A 16,490-nucleotide genomic window follows, 5' to 3' on the forward strand; every position below is an offset into this window, starting at 1 on the left:
CGGTTCAGCTCTTGGCCGCGGTGGCCTTGGTCGCCTTCGCGGTCTTGGTCGCGGGTGCCGGGACGGTCTTGGCGGCGTCGTCCGCGCCGGCCGCGTCGGCGCTGCTCGCCGCGTCCGCACCGGGCTCGGCCGTCGGAGCCTCGGGCTTGACGCCGACGCCCAGCTTCTCCTTGATCTTCTTCTCGATCTCGTCGGCGAGGTCGGGGTTGTCCTTCAGGAAGTTACGGGCGTTCTCCTTGCCCTGGCCGAGCTGGTCGCCCTCGTACGTGTACCAGGCACCGGCCTTGCGCACGAAGCCGTGCTCCACGCCCATGTCGATCAGGCCGCCCTCGCGGCTGATGCCCTGGCCGTAGAGGATGTCGAACTCGGCCTGCTTGAAGGGGGGCGCGACCTTGTTCTTGACGACCTTGACGCGGGTGCGGTTGCCGACCGCGTCCGTGCCGTCCTTGAGGGTCTCGATGCGACGGATGTCGAGGCGCACCGAGGCGTAGAACTTCAGGGCGCGGCCACCGGTCGTGGTCTCCGGCGAGCCGAACATCACACCGATCTTCTCGCGGAGCTGGTTGATGAAGATCGCGGTGGTCTTGGACTGGTTGAGCGCGCCGGTGATCTTCCGGAGCGCCTGGCTCATCAGACGGGCCTGCAGACCGACGTGCGAGTCGCCCATCTCGCCCTCGATCTCCGCACGCGGGACGAGCGCGGCGACGGAGTCGATGACGATCAGGTCGAGCGCGCCGGAGCGGACCAGCATGTCGACGATCTCAAGGGCCTGCTCACCGCTGTCCGGCTGGGACAGGATGAGGTTGTCGATGTCGACGCCGAGCTTCTTAGCGTACTCGGGGTCGAGGGCGTGCTCGGCGTCCACGAACGCGACCTGGCCGCCGGCCTTCTGGGCGTTGGCCACGGCGTGCAGGGTGAGGGTCGTCTTACCGGAGGACTCCGGTCCGTAGACCTCCACGACACGGCCGCGAGGAAGGCCGCCGACACCGAGCGCGATGTCGAGGGCGGTCGATCCGGTGGAGATCACCTCGATCGGCTCCTGGACGCGGTCACCCATGCGCATCACGGCGCCCTTGCCGAATTGGCGTTCAATCTGTGCGAGTGCGGCGTCGAGCGCCTTCTCGCGGTCGGTTCCTGCCATGGGTTCCACCCGGTTTGCTTGAGTCGATCGCTTCATGTGAAAGACGCTAACCCCTGCCACTGACAATGGGCCCCGACGTCCCCTCCGACCTGTGGACAACTCGCCGACAAGCCCACGATTCCCCAGGCCGGACCTCCATCAGAATGGATGTTCGATTTCAGTGTCAAGCGTGCCACGCGCGGCGGGCGGGATCACGGCCACCGGGGACCGAGGCGCCCTCGCAGCTCGGTCACGGTGGCTTCGTCCGCGCCGCCGTCCGGCCCGGACGCGAGGGCGAGAGCCGCGGTGAGCAGCTCGGGCGAGGCGCGGCGGTCCGCGCGGACCGCCGCGAGGAGCGTCGGCACGGCCATCGGCGTCAGCCGGTACTTCCAGGCCAGGTGGCCGTGGGCAGCGGCGTACCGCGCCGTGAGGATTTCCGCGGGGGCGAGCGGGACCCGCATGCGTTCCAGGAACCACGCGAGGCCCGCCGCGGCCACCAGGTCACAGATCCGGCCGTCGCCGACACGGTTGCCGCGCGCGTTGTCGTGGGCCTCGTAGACCACCGCGTAGACCAGCGCCCGCTCCCGGTCGGTGGCGGGGCCCGAGAACGGCACGTCGTACCAGAGCCGCTCCACGGCCTCCGGGGTGATCCCCGGCCGGACACCGGGCGCACCCCCCATGGCCAGGCGTACGGCGCCGAGGGCGACGGTCCCCTCCGAGAGCAGGCGCCGACAGCGCGGCCCCTCCCCGTCCCCTTCCGGTCCGAGCTCCCGCAGCACCTGCTCGACCGTCGGCCCGTCGGTCCACACCAGCGTCCACACGTCACCGAAGACGCCGTTGGCGCCGTCGGCGCCGCGCTCGGCGCTGTGATCCGCCCCGCGCTCGGCCGTGCACGGCCCGTGCCGGTACCCGTCGGCGTCGAGCCCGAACCGCTCGGTGACCACCCGGGCGAGCTCGCGCGGGCGAGCCCCTCGGTCGTCAGTAGGTTCGTCCCTCACCGGCCCGAACCTACTGACGGCCACCCTCCACCGGCAACGACCGGTCTCGGACCGCGGTCACCGGCGACAGCTCGGGGCGCTTGGCCCGGCGGCCGTCGCCCGACGAGCGGCCGCGGAGGCGACGGCCCAGCCAGGGCCCGAGGAAGGCCCCGGCCCAGCGCAGTTCGGCGCCCACCGCACGCAGGCCCGTGCGCGCGGGGAGCGGCGGCGCGGACAGCGGGCGGGTCCAGGAGTCGTCGCTGCCGGGCAGGTCGAGGGCCTGGGCGACCGCGGCGGCGATCCGCGCGTGGCCGAGCGGACCGGCGTGCAGCCGGTCGGCGCTCCACAGCCGGGGGTCGGTGACGACCGGATGGTGCGAGGTCTCGACGACCGTGACGCCGTGCCGGTGCGCGGCCTCCCGGATGCGCTCGTTGAGGTCCCGCACCCGGGATCCGACCGGGCGGGCCGCCGGGATCAGCCGGCCGACGTCGGGGAACGTCAGGGTCGCGACCCGGGCACCCTGGCCGGTGAGCTCGGCGAACATCGCCTCCAGGTGCCCGGCCGTCGCGTCCGCGTCGAAGCGGGGCCGCAGCAGGTCGTTGACCCCGGCGACGACCGTGGCCAGGTCCGGCCGCAGCGCGAGCGCCGGAGCCAGCTGCTCGGCGCGCACCTGGCCGGCGAGGCGGCCGCGTACGGCGAGGTTGGCGTACCGCACGTCCGGGGCGTCGCGGGCGAGCAGCTCGGCGAGCCGGTCCGCCCAGCCGCGCAGGCCGACGGTGTCGTCGCCGTCGCCGACCCCTTCGGTCTGGCTGTCGCCCAGGGCGACGTACCGCAGAAACGTGCCGTCCGACATGAAGCCTCCGCCTTCCCCCACCACGTTACTCACTTTTTTGACTATACAACTCAACACTCACCCGCGTGGGTCGGAGACCGCGAGGAGGGTCGATCACAGGCCCCACGACCGCCCGCCGCCTATCCTTCGACGCATGCCCCTGCCCCTCCGCGACCGCCCAGGAGGCCGTCTGCCGCCGCGGACCGTCGACGCCCTCGTCGCCTGTGCCGTCCTGGCCGTCGTGGTGCTCTGGACGCTCGTCTCCGCGCGGTACGCGAGCGAACCGGCGCTCCGCACGGTGCTCGGCTGGGCGCTCGTCCTGATCGGCTGCGGGGCCCTCTTCTTCCGGCGACGGCAACCGGTCGCCGTCGCCGCCGTCACGCTGCTCGCCTGCGCCGTCTACTACCCGCTGTCCGCCCAGGACGGCCCCCTCATGATCGCCTTCGCGCTCGCGCTCTACACGACCGCCGCCGAGGGCCGGTTCGCCGCCGCCGTCGCGCTCGCCGCCGTCACCCTGCTCGCGGTCGGCCTCGGCGAGATCCGGCAGCAGCCCGGCCACCGGCAGATCGACGACACGTCGCTCGCCATGCTGGCCGGCTGGCTGATCAGCCTCGTCGCCGTGGGCCGCGCCCAGCGCACCCGGCTCGCCTATCTGCACGAGGTCGAGCAGCGCGCGCTCGCCGCCGAGCGGGAACAGGAGGCCCGGGCCCGGCAGAGCGCCACCGAGGAGCGGCTGCGGATCGCCCGGGAACTGCACGACATCCTCGGCCACAGCGTCTCGCTGATCAACGTCCAGTCCGGCGCCGCACTGCACCGGCTGAGCAAGAACCCGGCCCCCGAGGCCGGGCTCGCCACGGCCGCCGAGGCCCTGGAGGCGGTGAAGTCCACCAGCAAGGACGCGCTGCGCGAGCTGCGGGCCACGCTCGGCGTGCTGCGCCGGGCCGACGAGGCCACGCCGACCTCCCCGGCCTCCGGCCTCGCCCTCCTCGGGGACCTCGCCGAACGGGCCCGGAGCGCGGGACTCGACGTCCGTACGAGCGTCACGGGCACGCCCGTACCGCTGCCGCCGCCGGTCGACCTCGCCGCGTACCGGATCGTGCAGGAGTCGCTGACGAACGTCACCCGGCACGCGGGGGCGCACACCGTACGGATCGCCCTCGACTGGGACGCCACCGCAGACGCGAGCACCGGCACCGGCACCGGCACGCGTACGCACGCGGGCACGCGCGTGCTGCGGCTGCGGATCGCGGACGACGGCGGGGGCAAGCCCGAGGGAGGGCGCCCGGGCAGCGGCATCCGGGGCATGGCGGAACGGGCCCGCGCGCTCGGCGGCGGCCTCACCGCCGGGAACGCCGACGGCGGCTTCCTCGTCGACGCCAGGCTCCCGCTCGCCCCGCCGACAGCACACGCCGAGTCCCCCACGCCTGCAGAACCCACAGCACCCTCGCCCTCGCCCGAAGGGGACCCCCGATGATCCGTGTCGTGCTCGCCGACGACCAGACCCTGGTCCGGGCAGGTTTCCGGTCGATCCTGTCCGACGAGGACGACATCGAGGTCGTCGGCGAGGCCGGGGACGGCGAGCAGGCCATCGCCCTCGCCCGTGAACTCCGCCCGGACGTCGTCCTGATGGACATCCGCATGCCGGTTCTCGACGGCCTTGAGGCCACCCGGCGCATCACCTCCGACGAGCGGCTCGAAGGCATCCGCGTGGTCGTCCTGACCACGTTCGACGCCGACGACCACGTGTACGGGGCGCTGCGCGGCGGCGCGTCGGGTTTCCTGGTCAAGGACACCGAGCCGATGGAACTCCTGCACGCCGTACGGGTGGTGGCGCGCGGCGACGCCCTGATCGCCCCCGCCGTGACCCGCCGTCTCATCGCCGAGTTCGCCGACCGCGCCGGCGGCGCCGGGCGGCAGCCGGACCCGAGCCCCCGGCTCAACGCCCTCACCGAACGGGAGCGCGAGGTGCTCGGCCTGGTGGGCGCGGGCCTCTCCAACGACGAGATCGCCGGCCGGCTCGTCCTCTCCCCCGCCACCGCCAAGACCCACGTCAGCCGGATCATGACCAAGCTGGCCGTACGCGACCGGGCGCAGCTGGTCATCCTGGCGTACGAGTCGGGAATGATCACCCCCGGCTGGCTGGCCTGACCCTTAGGGGACGGGTCCGGGAGCCACAACTCCCGGGGTACGCGCGCGTGGGCCGGCACAACCGGTGGGGTACGTCAGGTGCCCCCAGGTGTCCTCCCCGGGCCGACGCGAAGCCTTTGACCGTACGCCGACACTGACGGGGTGAATCAGGACGTACTCGATCTCGCGCGGCTGCAGTTCGCCCTCACCGCCGGCGGCCACTTCCTCTTCGTCGCCCTCACCCTGGGGCTCGTCACCGTCGTGGCCGCGCTCCAGACCCGGGCCACGATCAGCGGCAAGCCGCAGGACGCCCGGATGGTGCGCTTCTGGGGCCAGCTGTACGTGATCAACTACGCGGTCGGGATCGTCACCGGTCTGGTGATGGAGTTCCAGTTCGGCATGGCCTGGAGCGGGCTCACGCACGAGGCGGGCAACATCCTCGGTGCCTCGCTCGCGGTGGAGACCATCGTGGCCTTCTTCGTCGAGTCGACCTTCCTCGGCCTGTGGATATTCGGCTGGCACCGGCTCAACCGCTGGGCCCACCTCGCCGCCATCTGGATCGTCGCCCTCACCGCCTACCTGTCGGCGTACTGGATCCTCGTCTCCAACGGCTTCCTGAACCACCCCGTGGGGTACTCCTCCGAGGGCGGCGAGCTCGTCCTGGACGACCCGGTCGCGGTCCTGACGAACCCCTCGGCGCTCCTCGCCTTCGGGCACGTCCTCGCCGGGGCGCTGCTCACCGCCGGGTTCTTCATGGCCGGGGTGAGCGCGTACCACCTCTTCCGGCGCAGCCCCGAGTGGGAGTTCTTCGGTCGCAGTCTGCGGATCGGGGTGTTCGTGTCCGCGCCCGCGCTGATGGCCGCCGCGGTCTTCGGCGGGATCCAGTTCGCCACCCTCACCACCTTCCAGCCGATGAAGTCGGCCGTCTTCAGCGGAAAGGCGGCGGAGATCGCGCGGCTCCAGGCGGAGCTGTCGGCCCGGTTCGGGCCCGGCGACTACGTGCCTTCGGAGGCGTGGACCCGGGGCGGCGGTCTGGTGATGCTGATCAGCTTCGGCCTGATGATGTACCTGTGCTTCGCCGGGGTGATCCTGGCCTGCTTCAAGAAGGTCGTGTTCCGGTTCCGGTTGTGGCATCTCGTCCTGATGGCCGCCGTGCCGTTGCCGTATCTCGCGATGATCGGCGGCTGGGTCTTCCGGGAGTCCGGCCGGCAGCCCTGGGTCGTCTACGGGCTGCTGAAGACGGAGGACGCCGTCTCGGATCTCTCCCCCGGCACCATGCGGCTCTCCCTCACCGTCTTCGCCACGGTCTTCGTCCTGCTCGTCGTCCTCAACGCCTGGCTCCTCGCCCGGCACGCCCGCCGCGGTCCCGTGGAGTCCGGACTCGGCCACGACGAGCGGCCGGGACGGGACGGCCCGGACGCGGACGGCCCGGACACCGACGGCCCGGACCCGGACGGCCCGGACCCGGACGGCCCTCAGGAGGGGCACGGCCCACCCCCGTCCGACCCCGCGGACGCGCTGCCCGCCCCCCGCTACTGAGCCCCCGCCGCCCCCACCGTCCCGCCCCCTGCCGCCGACCCGAGGAGCCCCCGTGGAGACCCTGGCCATCGTCCTGCTCGCCTTCTTCGCCGCGGGCTGGTTCGTGCTCGCCGGAGCGGACGTCGGCACCGGCATGCTCATGCCCTGGCTCGGCCGCGGGGACCGCGAGCGGCGCCTCGTCCTCGCCTCCTTCGCGCCCTTCTTCCTCGGCAACGAGGTCTGGCTGGTCGCCACCGCGGGCGTCCTCGTCGGCTGCTTCCCCGCACTCGAAGGGGAGCTCCTGAGCGGCCAGGCCCCGGTGCTCGTCGCCCTCCTGACCGGCTGGATCGTCCGGGACCTGGGGCTCTGGTCGCGCGGCCGGGGCCCGGGGCCGCGCTGGCGCGCCGGCTGCGACACCGCCGTGACGTGCGGCAGCTGGACGGTCGCCCTCTCCTGGGGCTGGCTGCTCGCGGCCCTGCTCACCGGACGGCCCTACGCGCCGGCCACCGGCGTGACGGCCGTGCTCACCGCCCTGGCGGTGGCCGCCCTGTTCGCCGCGCACGGGCTGGGATTCGCCACGCTCCGGCTCACGGGACTCCCGTACGAGCGGGCCCGCAGGCTCGTCGGTCGCGCGGGGCGCCCGTGGCAGTCCTTCGCCCTGACCGGCGTCCTCCTCGGCGGGCTGCCGCTCTGGGCGGGAACGGCCCTGCCGCTGACCGAGAAGGCGGCTTCCCCCACCACGCTGGCCCTGCTCGTCCCCGCCCTCCTCGTCGTCACCCCGCTGCTCGTGGCCGTCCAGGCCTGGACCTGGCACGCCTTCCGGCACCGGGTCACCCGCCCGTCGTACCTCTGAGCCGGCGGCGCGCCGCGTCCATGGGTCAGGACTCCTCCGAAGAGGCTTCCTTCTTGTGGGTCAGGGCCTTCTGCAGCCGCGCCACCACCGCCTCGCCGTATCTCCGGTGGCCGTGGACGCGCGGGTCGTCCGTCACGTCGTACCGCTTCACGTAGGCGCCGAGGAAGGCCTGCAGCGTGGCCACGGCCGGAATCGCGATCAGCGCGCCGACGGCGCCGAGCAGCGCCGTGCCCGCGATCACCGAGCCGAAGGCCACGGCCGGATGGATGTCCACCGTCTTCGAGGTGAGCTTCGGCTGGAGCACGTAGTTCTCGAACTGCTGGTAGATCACGACGAAGCCGAGCACCCACAGCGCGTACCAGGGGTTGACGGTGAAGGCGATCAGCATCGGCAGGGCGCCGGCCAGATACGTGCCGATGGTCGGGATGAACTGCGACACCAGGCCGACCCAGACAGCGAGCGCCGGCGCGTACGGCACGCCCAGGATCTCGAAGAGGACGAAGTGGGCGACGCCGGAGACGAGGGCCATCAGGCCGCGCGAGTAGAGGTAGCCGCCGGTCTTGTCGACCGCGATCTCCCAGGCCCGCAGCACCTCGGTCTGCCGGGCGGGCGGCAGGACGGAGCAGAGCGCGCGCCGGAGCCGGGGCCCGTCGGCCGCGAAGTAGAACGAGAACAGGAAGATCGTCAGGAGCCGGAACAGGCCGCCGAGGACGGTGGCGGAGATGTCGAGCACGCCGGACGCACTGTTCTGCACGTACTTCTGCAGCCAGTCGGAGCTCAGGACGCTGTCCTGGACCTCGACTCTGGACAGGTCCGTGTGGAAGCTCTGGTTGATCCAGTTGATCAGCGAGTCGAGGTACTTGGGGAAGTTCTCGACCATGTCCACGATCTGCCCGGCGAGCATCGAGCCGAGGAGCACGACGAAGCCGACGCTGAAGATCAGGACACCGAGGAAGACGAGGAAGGTGGCGAGACCTCGCCGCATCCCGCGCGCCGCCATGCGCCCGACCGCCGGCTCGATGGCGAGGGCGAGGAAGAACGCGAGCAGGATGTTGACGAGAAGTCCGACGAGCTGGTGGAAGGCCCAGCTGCCCAGCAGGAAGCAGGCGTAGAGCGCCAGGGCGAGGACGAGCGCGCGAGGCAGCCAGCGGGGCATGCGCACGGCCTGCTGCGGAGCCACCGGTGGAGCGGTCGGCTCGGCCCGGTCGGCCGGCTCGGCCCGTTCGGTCAGCTCGACCCGGGTCGGCTCGGTCGACTCGGTCGGGGGTGTCGGCTCGGTCTGGGCTGTCTTTTCGGTGTCGTCAGTCGGGGCCACCCCGCCAGTCTCGCGCACCGCACGGACATTCCACCCAGGACCCCGCACATCCCTGCCGCCACCCCGCCGTCTACCGGCCACTCACCGCTTGTCGGCCGGTACGTCGACGGCCGCGCAGACCGCCCGCCACACGTCCTTGGCCTCCCAGCCGGCGTCCAGGGCGTCCCGCACCGTCCGCCCGCCGAGCTCCGTCATCACATGGTCACGTGCGAAGGAATCCGCGTAGGACGCACCGAAGTGGTCCGCCATCCGCTCCCAGAAAATCGTCAACCGCATGACGTCAGTATCCCGCTCCCAAGAGTGCAGCCCGCTCCGGAAGCCTTGTCACCGCGACTTTCCGCCCTACGGTCGGAGCATGGCCGAAAAACCCCTCTCCTCGCCGCCCTCCAGTCCCCTGGCCCGTGCCGAGCGCTTCGTCTGGCTGACGGCCCGCGTCCTCGAACAGCACCGGTTCGCCTACCACTTCCTGCGCGGTGGCGCGGACCAGGTCGAGACGGCCCTCTCGTCGTACCTGAACGCGGACGGCGGCTACGGTCACGCACTCGAACCCGATCTGCGCGGACCGGTCAGCCAGCCCCTCCACACCGCGCAGGCACTCCGGGTCCTCGACTCGATCGGCCGCTGCGGCGGGATGCGCGTGGAGCGGATCTGCCGCTACCTCACCGACATCTCGACGCACGAGGGGGCGCTCCCGGCGATCCACCCGTCCCAGCGGGGCTACCCCTCGGCGCCCTTCGTCCCGGTCGTCGACGCCCCGCCGAGCGCGCTGCTCACGACCGGCCCGGTGGTCGGGCTGCTCCACCGCAACCAGGTGTGGCACGCGTGGCTGTTCCGGGCCACCGAGTACTGCTGGGGCGCCGTGGAGTCGCTGGAGAAGTCCCATCCGTACGAGATCCAGGCCGCCGTCGCCTTCCTGGACGGGGCCCCGGACCGGCCGCGCGCGGAGGCGGCGGCCGACCGGCTGGGGAGGCTGGTGCGCGAGCAGCGGCTCGCCGTCCTGGAACCGGACCGGCAGGAGGAGTACCCGGTCCCGGACGGGTACGCGCCCGGCGAGCACCACTTCCCGCACGACTACGCGCGCGTGCCGCACTCGCTGGCGGCCGGCTGGTTCACGGACGAGGAGATGGCCCGGTCACTGGACCGGCTCGCGGCCGACCAGGAGGAGGACGGCGGCTGGCCGATCCGCTGGCGGGCCTGGGCCCCCGGATCGGCCCTGGAGTGGCGCCCGATCGTCACGGTGGAGGCGCTGCGCACCCTCCGCGCGCACGGCCGCACCGTCGACTGACGAGGCCCTCCCCGGGCGGGGGGCTGTCCCTCCAGCACCTGTCCCTCCAGCGTCCGTCCCTCGGACGTCCATCCCTCAGCCGTACGCCCCTCCGGCACCTATCCCTCCGGCGCCTCGCGCAGCAGCAGGGCCGCGAGGGCCGTCGCCGTGCCCCTCGGCGTCGCCAGGTCGATGCCGGTCCGCTCGGCGATCCGGGCGAGCCGGTTGTCGACGGTGTTGGGGTGCGTCCCGAGCGCGGTGGCCGTGGCGCGCCGGTCCTGCCCGTGGGCGAGGTGCGCGCGGAGGGTGTCGAGGAGCTCCGGCCGGTCGGCGACGGGGTCGAGGAGCGCCGCGATCCGCCGGCCGCTCTCCCCGGGCCGGGACAGGTGGTACTCCAGGAGCACGTCGTCGAGCCGGTGCAGCCCGGGCGGCAGTCCGCACCCGGCGGCGACCCGCAGGACCTCCCCGGCGGTACGGGCGGCCTCCGGCACCTCCCCGGGGCCCTCGGCGGGCACGACGGCGACCCTCAGCGTGGTTCCCGCGGCCCGGGAGAGCCGCCCTGCCAGGTCCTCCGGCGGTTCGGGGGCACCGGGGACGATCGCCCGTCCCGGCTCCGTACCGATGTCGAGGAGGGCGGGCACCTCCACGCCGAAGCAGTGGTCCAGGGCGGTCTGGACGCGACGCAGCCGTCTGCGGGCCGCCACGTCCCCCTCCCCGGGACCGGCCGCGGGGGCGGGGACGGGGGCGGGGACGCCCGCGCCGTCGACGCCGACGGCGAGGACGAGGCACGGTCCGTCGATCCCGAAGGGCGCCTGCGCGAGCAGCGCCGGGGGCAGCGTGCCGTCGAGGAGGCCGCGGAGCAGCGAGCGGCGCTGGGCCCGCCGCTCGGTCTCCAAGGCGGAGCGCTCGTCGAGGTAGGTCTCGGCGACGGCGCCGACGATGCCCTGCTGGGACTCCAGGAGCAGGTCGGCGAGCTCGACGAGGGCGGCCTCGTCGCCGGGCCGGGCGACCTCGCGCAGCGCCTGCCACAGCACGTACATGCCGAGCGCGTGACTGCGGAGCAGGAGGTGGAGCGGCATGCCCTCCTCGGCGCGCTGCGCGGCCCGCTCGCGGAACAGCCGCATGGCGCCGCGCTCCCCGGCCTCCGGTGTGAGGGCGCGGCGGAGGAAGAGGCGTACGCCGTGGCGGACGGTCGCCGCGATCTCGACGTCCTTCATCTCGTCGGGGAGGCGGTCGTAGCCGGGCAGCCGCGCGAAGGAGTCCCTGGTCATCCTGCGGGCCAGTTCGTTGACCCGGGCCTCGCAGCGCAGGGCCAGCGCGCGGGCCCCCTCGGAGATCTCCGGCACGACCGATCCTCCTCGCTCCCGGCGGGCCGACTCGCTCATGGCGGGCAGGCCGACTGTGACGGGTCACAGTACACAGCGGGGAAAGCTGTGACGCCGCAGGATGTCGCGGCGCTCATGACAGGCCGAAACTCGGTGCCCAGGCGTTCCGCCGTACCGCACCGAAGGAGCCGCTGGTATGACCGAGCACAACTCTCGTACGTATATCGACTACGCCGATCGCGTCTGGCGGGGCGAGGAGAGCCTGCTGCCCCACCTCACGGGCGCGTTCACGTCGGAGGAGCTGATCCCGGTCCGCGACCGGATCGGTTTCTTTCCGGCCTTCGCCAACGTGGCCGTCTTCGACTCGGGCGCGGGCCTCGTCCTGGTCGACTCCGGCGACCTCCGCACCGCCGGGCTGCTGCACACGGCGGTGCGCGCCTTCAGCCCGGACCCGGTCCGGGCCGTCGTCTACACGCACGGCCATGTCGACCACGTCTTCGGGGTCGCGCCCTTCGACGCCGAGCCCGTACGGCCCGAGGTGATCGCCCACGAGGCGGTCGCCGCCCGCTTCGACCGGTACGTGGAGACCTCGGGCTACAACTCCTGGATCAACCGGCGCCAGTTCGGCGTGCCGGGCCTCGACTGGCCGACGGAGTACCGCTACCCGGACACGACGTACCGGGACCGGTTGACCGTCCGTCACGGCGAGTTGACGTTCGAGCTGATCCACGCGCGCGGGGAGACGGACGACCACACCTATGTGTGGGTGCCGGAGCTCAAAACCCTCTGCACGGGTGATCTCTTCATCTGGAACTCCCCCAACGCCGGCAACCCCCAGAAGGTGCAGCGCTACCCGGAGGAGTGGGCGCGGGCGCTGCGCGCCATGGGCGAGCTGGGCGCCGAGGTGCTGCTGCCCGGCCACGGCATCCCGATCGTCGGCGCGGACCGGGTGGCCCAGGCTCTGGACGACACGGCGACCCTCCTCGAATCGCTCTGCTCGCAGACCCGTGACCTGATGAACGCGGGGCTGCGGCTCGACGCGGTCATCCACGGCGTGAAGGTCCCCGAGGAGCTCCTCGCGAAGCCGTACCTCCACCCCGCCTACGACGAGCCGGAGTTCGTCGTGCGGAACCTGTGGCGGCTGTGGGGCGGCTGGTACGACCAGAACCCGGCGCACCTCAAGCCGGCCCCGGAGGCGGCGGTCGCCGCCGAGCTGGCCGACGCGGCGGGCGGGGCGCTCGCCCTCGCCGAGCGCGCGGCCCGGCTCCTGCACGAAGGCGATCTGCGGCTGGCCTCGCACCTGGCGGAGACGGCGGCGCTCGCGGCCCCCGAGGACGTCGAGGTGGCCCGGATCCGGGCCCGTGTGTACGGGACGCGGGCCGGCCGGGAGACGTCGACGATGGCGCGCGGGGTGTTCCACTGGGCGGCGGCGGAGTCGGCGGCGGTGGCCGAGGGCACGGACGTGACGACGGAGCTGACCCGTTCGGCCGCCGGGCGCGAGCGGGCCGCCGGCACGATCAGCGTGGGTGTGGTCGCGGACGAGGACCTGTGCTGCGGATGAGCGGGACCGCGCGAACGGCCGGGCCGGCGAAGGGCGGGACGGCACGGGCCGGGGCCGCGCAGGGCAGCCCCTGGGGGACGACCTGGCTGCTGCTCGGATTCATGCTGGTCAACTTCGCCGACAAGGCCGTCCTCGGGCTCGCCGGGCCGGACATCATGCGCGAGTTCGGCATCTCCCGGCAGGAGTTCGGGGCGGCGCAGGCGGCGTTCTTCGCGCTCTTCTCGGTCTCGGCGCTCGCCGTGTCGGTCCTGACGAAGAAGGTGCGGACCTCGGTCCTGCTGCTCGGGATGGCCCTGCTGTGGTCGGCGGCCCAGCTGCCGATGGTGTGGGCCGCCGCCGGGTTCGGGACGCTGGTCCTCACGCGCGTGCTGCTCGGCGCGGCGGAGGGCCCGGCGGCCCCGGTCGCGGTCCACCATCTGCACGGCTGGTTCGGGCAGCGGGACCGGAACCTCCCGACGGCCGTCCTGATGGTGGGCGCGGCCGCCGGGGTCGCGGTCGCCGCGCCCGTCCTGTCCGCGGTGATCTCGGGGTGGGGCTGGCGCTGGGCCTTCGGCACGGTCGGCGTGATCGGCCTGGTCTGGGCCGTCGTGTGGCGCCGGTACGGCTCCGAGGGGCCGCTCGCGCCGCCGGTCGGCCCGGCCGCGCGGCGGGCCGACGGCGCGGGGGCCCCGGCGGCGGAGGTGCCGCTCCGCAGGATCCTGCTGAGCGGCACGTTCCTGACCGCGAGCGTGGGGTCGTTCGCCGCGTACTGGCTGATGAGCTCGAAGCTGACGTGGCTGCCGGACTACCTGGAGACGGTCCTCGGCTGGGACGCGCACCGTGCCGGTCTGATGGTGGGCGCGGGGGCCGTCGCCAACGGGGTCGTCCTGCTGGTCCACGGCCTGGTCGCGCAGCGCGCGGCCCGTCGCGGCCGGCCCGGCCGCCTCCCCGCGGGCGCGGGCGCGGGTGTGCTGCTCCTGCTCTCCGCCGCCGCGGTGACGGTCTTCGCGACGGCGGGGGCGGACTGGCTGCGGGTGCCGATGATGTTCGGCCCGATGGCCCTCGCGCTGCCGATGATGACCGTGAGCCAGACGGCGGTCGCCCGGATCACTCCGCCCGCGCAGCGCGGGGTCGTGCTCGGCGCCGTGGTGTGCGTCTTCGCCCTGGGCGGGGTCCTGGCGCCGTTGGTCCTCGGCGGCATCGTCGACGCGGGAGCGACGGCGGCCCAGGGGTACGAGAACGGCTGGCTGTTCACGGCCGGTCTGCTCGCGGTGGCGGGCGCCCTGACGGCCCTGTTCCTCCGCCCGGAGCGGGACGCTGACCGGCTGGGCGTCCCCGAGACCCCGTCGCTGGGGGTCCCGGTGGCGCACTGAGCGGGTTCCGTACGGGCCCGGGGCTTCACCAGCCCAGGGCCCGTGCCCCCGCCGTGACGGCGACCGCCACGCCCACGACGACCAGGAAGGGGGCGCGCAGGACGAGCGCGACGGCGGCGGCCGCGAGTCCGGCGGCCCGGGCGTCCAGGACGAGGGAGGAGCCCGTGGCGAACGTCTGCTGCGCGGTGAGCGCGGCCAGCAGGGCGACGGGGAGCAGGGCCGCGAGTCGCTGGACGAGCGGTCGTTCCAGCGCACCCGCGGGGACGAGCAGGCCGAGGAGCTTGACCAGGTAGCACCCGACGGCGGTCAGGCCGATCGCGATCCACACGTTCGTCGAGTTCACTGAGTTCACTGAGTTCACCGCGTTCATCGAGTCCAGCGCGTTCATCGAGTCCACCGCGTCGATGGCGCTCATGGCGTTCATGGCGTTCATCGGGGGCGTTCCTCCCGTCCGGCCGGGGAGACACGGCGGCCCTGGAACCACAGCACCAGGGGCGCGGCGAGCGCCGCCGCGAGGACCGGGACGCCGGCCGGGAGGACGGGGAGCAGGCCGAGGCCGAGCAGGACGGCGATGCCGGCGGTGGCACGCTCGGTCGCCGACTTCAGCATCGGGGCGAGCAGGGCCAGGAAGACGGCGGGTCCGGCGGCGTCCAGGCCCCAGGCGGCGGTGTCGCCGAGCGCCTCGGCCCCGAGGGCCCCGAGGAACGTGGTCAGGTTCCACAGGACGTACAGCGTGAGACCGGTGAGGGTGAAGCCGAGGCGCGCGGCCCGCCGGGACGGCTGGGCGAGCGCGACCGCCGTGGTCTCGTCGATCACCCAGTGCGCGGCGAACGGCCTGACGGTTTTCGGCAGGGCGAGGAGTTGCGAGAGGCGCAGCCCGTAGAAGGCGTTGCGCGTGCCCAGGAAGAAGGCCCCGGCGGCGGCCGTGAAGGGGTTGCCGCCCGCGGCGAGCGCGCCGACGAGCGCGAACTGCGAGGCGCCCGTGAAGACGAGCAGGCTGAGCACGCAGGTCTGCAGGAGGCCGAGGCCGGCGCCGGCCGAGGTGACGCCGAAGGCGAAGCCGGAGAGTCCGACGGCGACGCCGACGCCGAGGGCGTCGCGGACGACGGCCGCGTCGGGCTTCGCCCGCGCGCCGTCGTTCCGTATGACGGGAGGTGCTGTCTGTTCTGCCACGTCAGAGAGGTTACGGACGCGGCGGCTGCGCGGTCTTGTACGTTCTTGCGCCCCGGCCCGCAACGCCGCCCGGACCGCCGTCCGGACCGCCGCCCGAGCCCTCACCCGCGCCACCGCCCGGACCGCCGCCCAAGCCCTCACCCGCGCCACCGCCCGCAACGCCGTCCGGGCTGCCGAACGGGCTGCCGCTCGCGCCACCGGAGACACCGCGTACGCCCCGCGCGCGCTGATAGGCGCCCGGCGGCACCCCGACACTCCGCGTGAAGTGCCGGTTGAGGTGCGGCTGGTCCGTGAAGCCGACGGCGACGGCCGCGTCCGCCGGGGGCGTCCCCGCGTCGAGCAGGCGCCTCGCCCGCCGCACGCGCGCGTCGGTGAGCCAGGTGTGCGGCGGCATCCCGTACGCGTCCCGGAAGGCCCGCAGGAGGGCGAAGGGGCTCGTGCCGAGCTCGGTGGCGAGCTGTTCGAGGGTCGGCGGGTCGGCCATCCGCTCCTCCAGGACGGCACGCGCGCGTGCCGCGTTCCGCGCGCCGGCGGAGCGGGGCGGGAGCGGGGTGATCAGCCCGCCGTGACTGCGCAGCATCCGTGCCGTGACGAGTCGGAGCAGGCTGTCCGCGGCGAGCGCGTTGCCCTCCTCCGCGGCCCGGTGGACGCCGACGACGAGCTGTGCGGCGTACGGGTCGTCGATGACGGGCGAGGTGAAGACGACCGAGCCGCGCAGCGCGAGGGTGTCGGCGGCGATCGACCGGACGAGCCCGGCGTCCGGGTAGATCGTGCGGTAGGTCCAGCCCTCGGGCACGCCCGCGTGCCCGGTGTGCGAGGTGTCGGGGTTGACCAGGGCGATCTGCCCGGGCCCGGCGTGGACCAGTTCGTCGCGGTAGTGGAAGGCCTCGACGCCCTCGGTGATCGCGGCGAAGACGAAGGTCTCGTGGGTGTGCCGGGCGAAGGCCTTGTGGATGTAGTGGGCGTGCAGCAGGTCGACCCCGGGCAGCTCGGAGTACTGCCAGTACCGTGCACGCTCCCCGCTCGCCATGCCTCCATTCTGCGTCAGGTGCTCGTCGTGCCGCCTTCGCCGG

At 73.5% G+C, this 16,490-nt stretch carries 16 protein-coding genes; 7 read left to right on the plus strand and 9 right to left on the minus strand.

What is annotated here, in order from left to right; all coding sequences use genetic code 11:
• Positions 1 to 4: 4 nt before the first annotated feature.
• The 3 genes from recA to ACFC0G_RS12485 form a co-directional block, all read right to left on the minus strand.
• Positions 5 to 1,141 carry a recombinase RecA gene (gene recA / locus ACFC0G_RS12475; protein WP_376401351.1) on the minus strand — a complete coding sequence of 379 codons (1,137 nt, stop codon included), beginning with the start codon at positions 1,139 to 1,141 and terminating at the stop codon, positions 5 to 7.
• Positions 1,142 to 1,332: 191 nt separating this feature from the next.
• On the minus strand, positions 1,333 to 2,118 hold the full coding sequence (locus ACFC0G_RS12480; RefSeq protein WP_376401354.1) for a hypothetical protein: 786 nt from the start codon (positions 2,116 to 2,118) through the stop codon (positions 1,333 to 1,335).
• Positions 2,119 to 2,128: 10 nt separating this feature from the next.
• Entirely contained in the window at positions 2,129 to 2,950 is an 822-nt protein-coding gene (locus ACFC0G_RS12485) for an SGNH/GDSL hydrolase family protein (RefSeq protein WP_376401491.1), read from the minus strand.
• A gap of 133 nt (positions 2,951 to 3,083) precedes the next feature.
• On the opposite strand from ACFC0G_RS12485, the gene ACFC0G_RS12490 reads away from it, so the two are divergent.
• From ACFC0G_RS12490 to ACFC0G_RS12505, 4 genes are all read left to right on the plus strand, one after another.
• The gene (locus ACFC0G_RS12490; RefSeq protein WP_376401357.1) at positions 3,084 to 4,403 is read left to right on the plus strand and encodes a sensor histidine kinase; all 1,320 of its coding nucleotides are present in this window, start codon (positions 3,084 to 3,086) and stop codon (positions 4,401 to 4,403) included.
• Entirely contained in the window at positions 4,400 to 5,077 is a 678-nt protein-coding gene (locus tag ACFC0G_RS12495; protein WP_376401360.1) for a response regulator, read from the plus strand. The genes ACFC0G_RS12490 and ACFC0G_RS12495 overlap by 4 nt, the downstream gene beginning before the upstream one ends.
• A 141-nt stretch (positions 5,078 to 5,218) precedes the next feature.
• A complete protein-coding gene (locus ACFC0G_RS12500; RefSeq protein ID WP_376401363.1) occupies positions 5,219 to 6,595 on the plus strand; it encodes a cytochrome ubiquinol oxidase subunit I in 1,377 nt (458 codons plus the stop codon).
• A gap of 52 nt (positions 6,596 to 6,647) precedes the next feature.
• Positions 6,648 to 7,427 (plus strand): cytochrome d ubiquinol oxidase subunit II, encoded by a 780-nt coding sequence (locus tag ACFC0G_RS12505; RefSeq protein WP_376401366.1) that lies wholly within the window; start codon positions 6,648 to 6,650, stop codon positions 7,425 to 7,427.
• Between the two features lie 25 nt (positions 7,428 to 7,452).
• On the opposite strand, the gene ACFC0G_RS12510 is transcribed toward ACFC0G_RS12505, so the two are convergent.
• A complete protein-coding gene (locus tag ACFC0G_RS12510; RefSeq protein ID WP_376401494.1) occupies positions 7,453 to 8,583 on the minus strand; it encodes an AI-2E family transporter in 1,131 nt (376 codons plus the stop codon).
• A 240-nt stretch (positions 8,584 to 8,823) separates the two neighbouring features.
• Positions 8,824 to 9,018, minus strand: coding sequence for a DUF3046 domain-containing protein (locus ACFC0G_RS12515; protein ID WP_055641015.1), 195 nt, complete (start codon positions 9,016 to 9,018; stop codon positions 8,824 to 8,826).
• Between the two features lie 79 nt (positions 9,019 to 9,097).
• Between ACFC0G_RS12515 and ACFC0G_RS12520 the strand changes: the two genes are divergently transcribed.
• Complete coding sequence (locus ACFC0G_RS12520; protein WP_376401370.1) at positions 9,098 to 10,027, plus strand: hypothetical protein; 930 nt, start codon at positions 9,098 to 9,100, stop codon at positions 10,025 to 10,027.
• A gap of 98 nt (positions 10,028 to 10,125) precedes the next feature.
• On the opposite strand, the gene ACFC0G_RS12525 is transcribed toward ACFC0G_RS12520, so the two are convergent.
• Positions 10,126 to 11,352 (minus strand): PucR family transcriptional regulator, encoded by a 1,227-nt coding sequence (locus tag ACFC0G_RS12525; protein WP_376401372.1) that lies wholly within the window; start codon positions 11,350 to 11,352, stop codon positions 10,126 to 10,128.
• 175 nt (positions 11,353 to 11,527) lie between these two features.
• On the opposite strand from ACFC0G_RS12525, the gene ACFC0G_RS12530 reads away from it, so the two are divergent.
• Both ACFC0G_RS12530 and ACFC0G_RS12535 read left to right on the plus strand, forming a co-directional pair.
• Positions 11,528 to 12,892, plus strand: coding sequence for an alkyl sulfatase dimerization domain-containing protein (locus ACFC0G_RS12530; protein WP_376401375.1), 1,365 nt, complete (start codon positions 11,528 to 11,530; stop codon positions 12,890 to 12,892).
• Positions 12,889 to 14,244 carry an MFS transporter gene (locus ACFC0G_RS12535; protein ID WP_376401378.1) on the plus strand — a complete coding sequence of 452 codons (1,356 nt, stop codon included), beginning with the start codon at positions 12,889 to 12,891 and terminating at the stop codon, positions 14,242 to 14,244. Before ACFC0G_RS12530 ends, ACFC0G_RS12535 begins: the two co-directional genes overlap by 4 nt.
• A 25-nt stretch (positions 14,245 to 14,269) precedes the next feature.
• Here ACFC0G_RS12535 and ACFC0G_RS12540 read toward each other — a convergent pair whose 3' ends face one another.
• From ACFC0G_RS12540 to ACFC0G_RS12550, 3 genes are read right to left on the minus strand one after another with little or no spacing between them, the layout of a single operon-like run.
• Positions 14,270 to 14,614, minus strand: coding sequence for an AzlD domain-containing protein (locus ACFC0G_RS12540; RefSeq protein WP_376401498.1), 345 nt, complete (start codon positions 14,612 to 14,614; stop codon positions 14,270 to 14,272).
• Positions 14,615 to 14,673: 59 nt separating this feature from the next.
• A complete protein-coding gene (locus ACFC0G_RS12545) occupies positions 14,674 to 15,417 on the minus strand; it encodes an AzlC family ABC transporter permease (RefSeq protein ID WP_376401381.1) in 744 nt (247 codons plus the stop codon).
• A gap of 10 nt (positions 15,418 to 15,427) precedes the next feature.
• The gene (locus ACFC0G_RS12550) at positions 15,428 to 16,447 is read right to left on the minus strand and encodes an AraC family transcriptional regulator (RefSeq protein ID WP_376401385.1); all 1,020 of its coding nucleotides are present in this window, start codon (positions 16,445 to 16,447) and stop codon (positions 15,428 to 15,430) included.
• Between the last annotated feature and the right edge of the window lie 43 nt (positions 16,448 to 16,490).

Origin of the sequence: Streptomyces sp. NPDC056169, assembly GCF_042268445.1 — a bacterium.
In the GTDB taxonomy this organism is placed as follows: Bacteria; Actinomycetota; Actinomycetes; order Streptomycetales; family Streptomycetaceae; genus Streptomyces.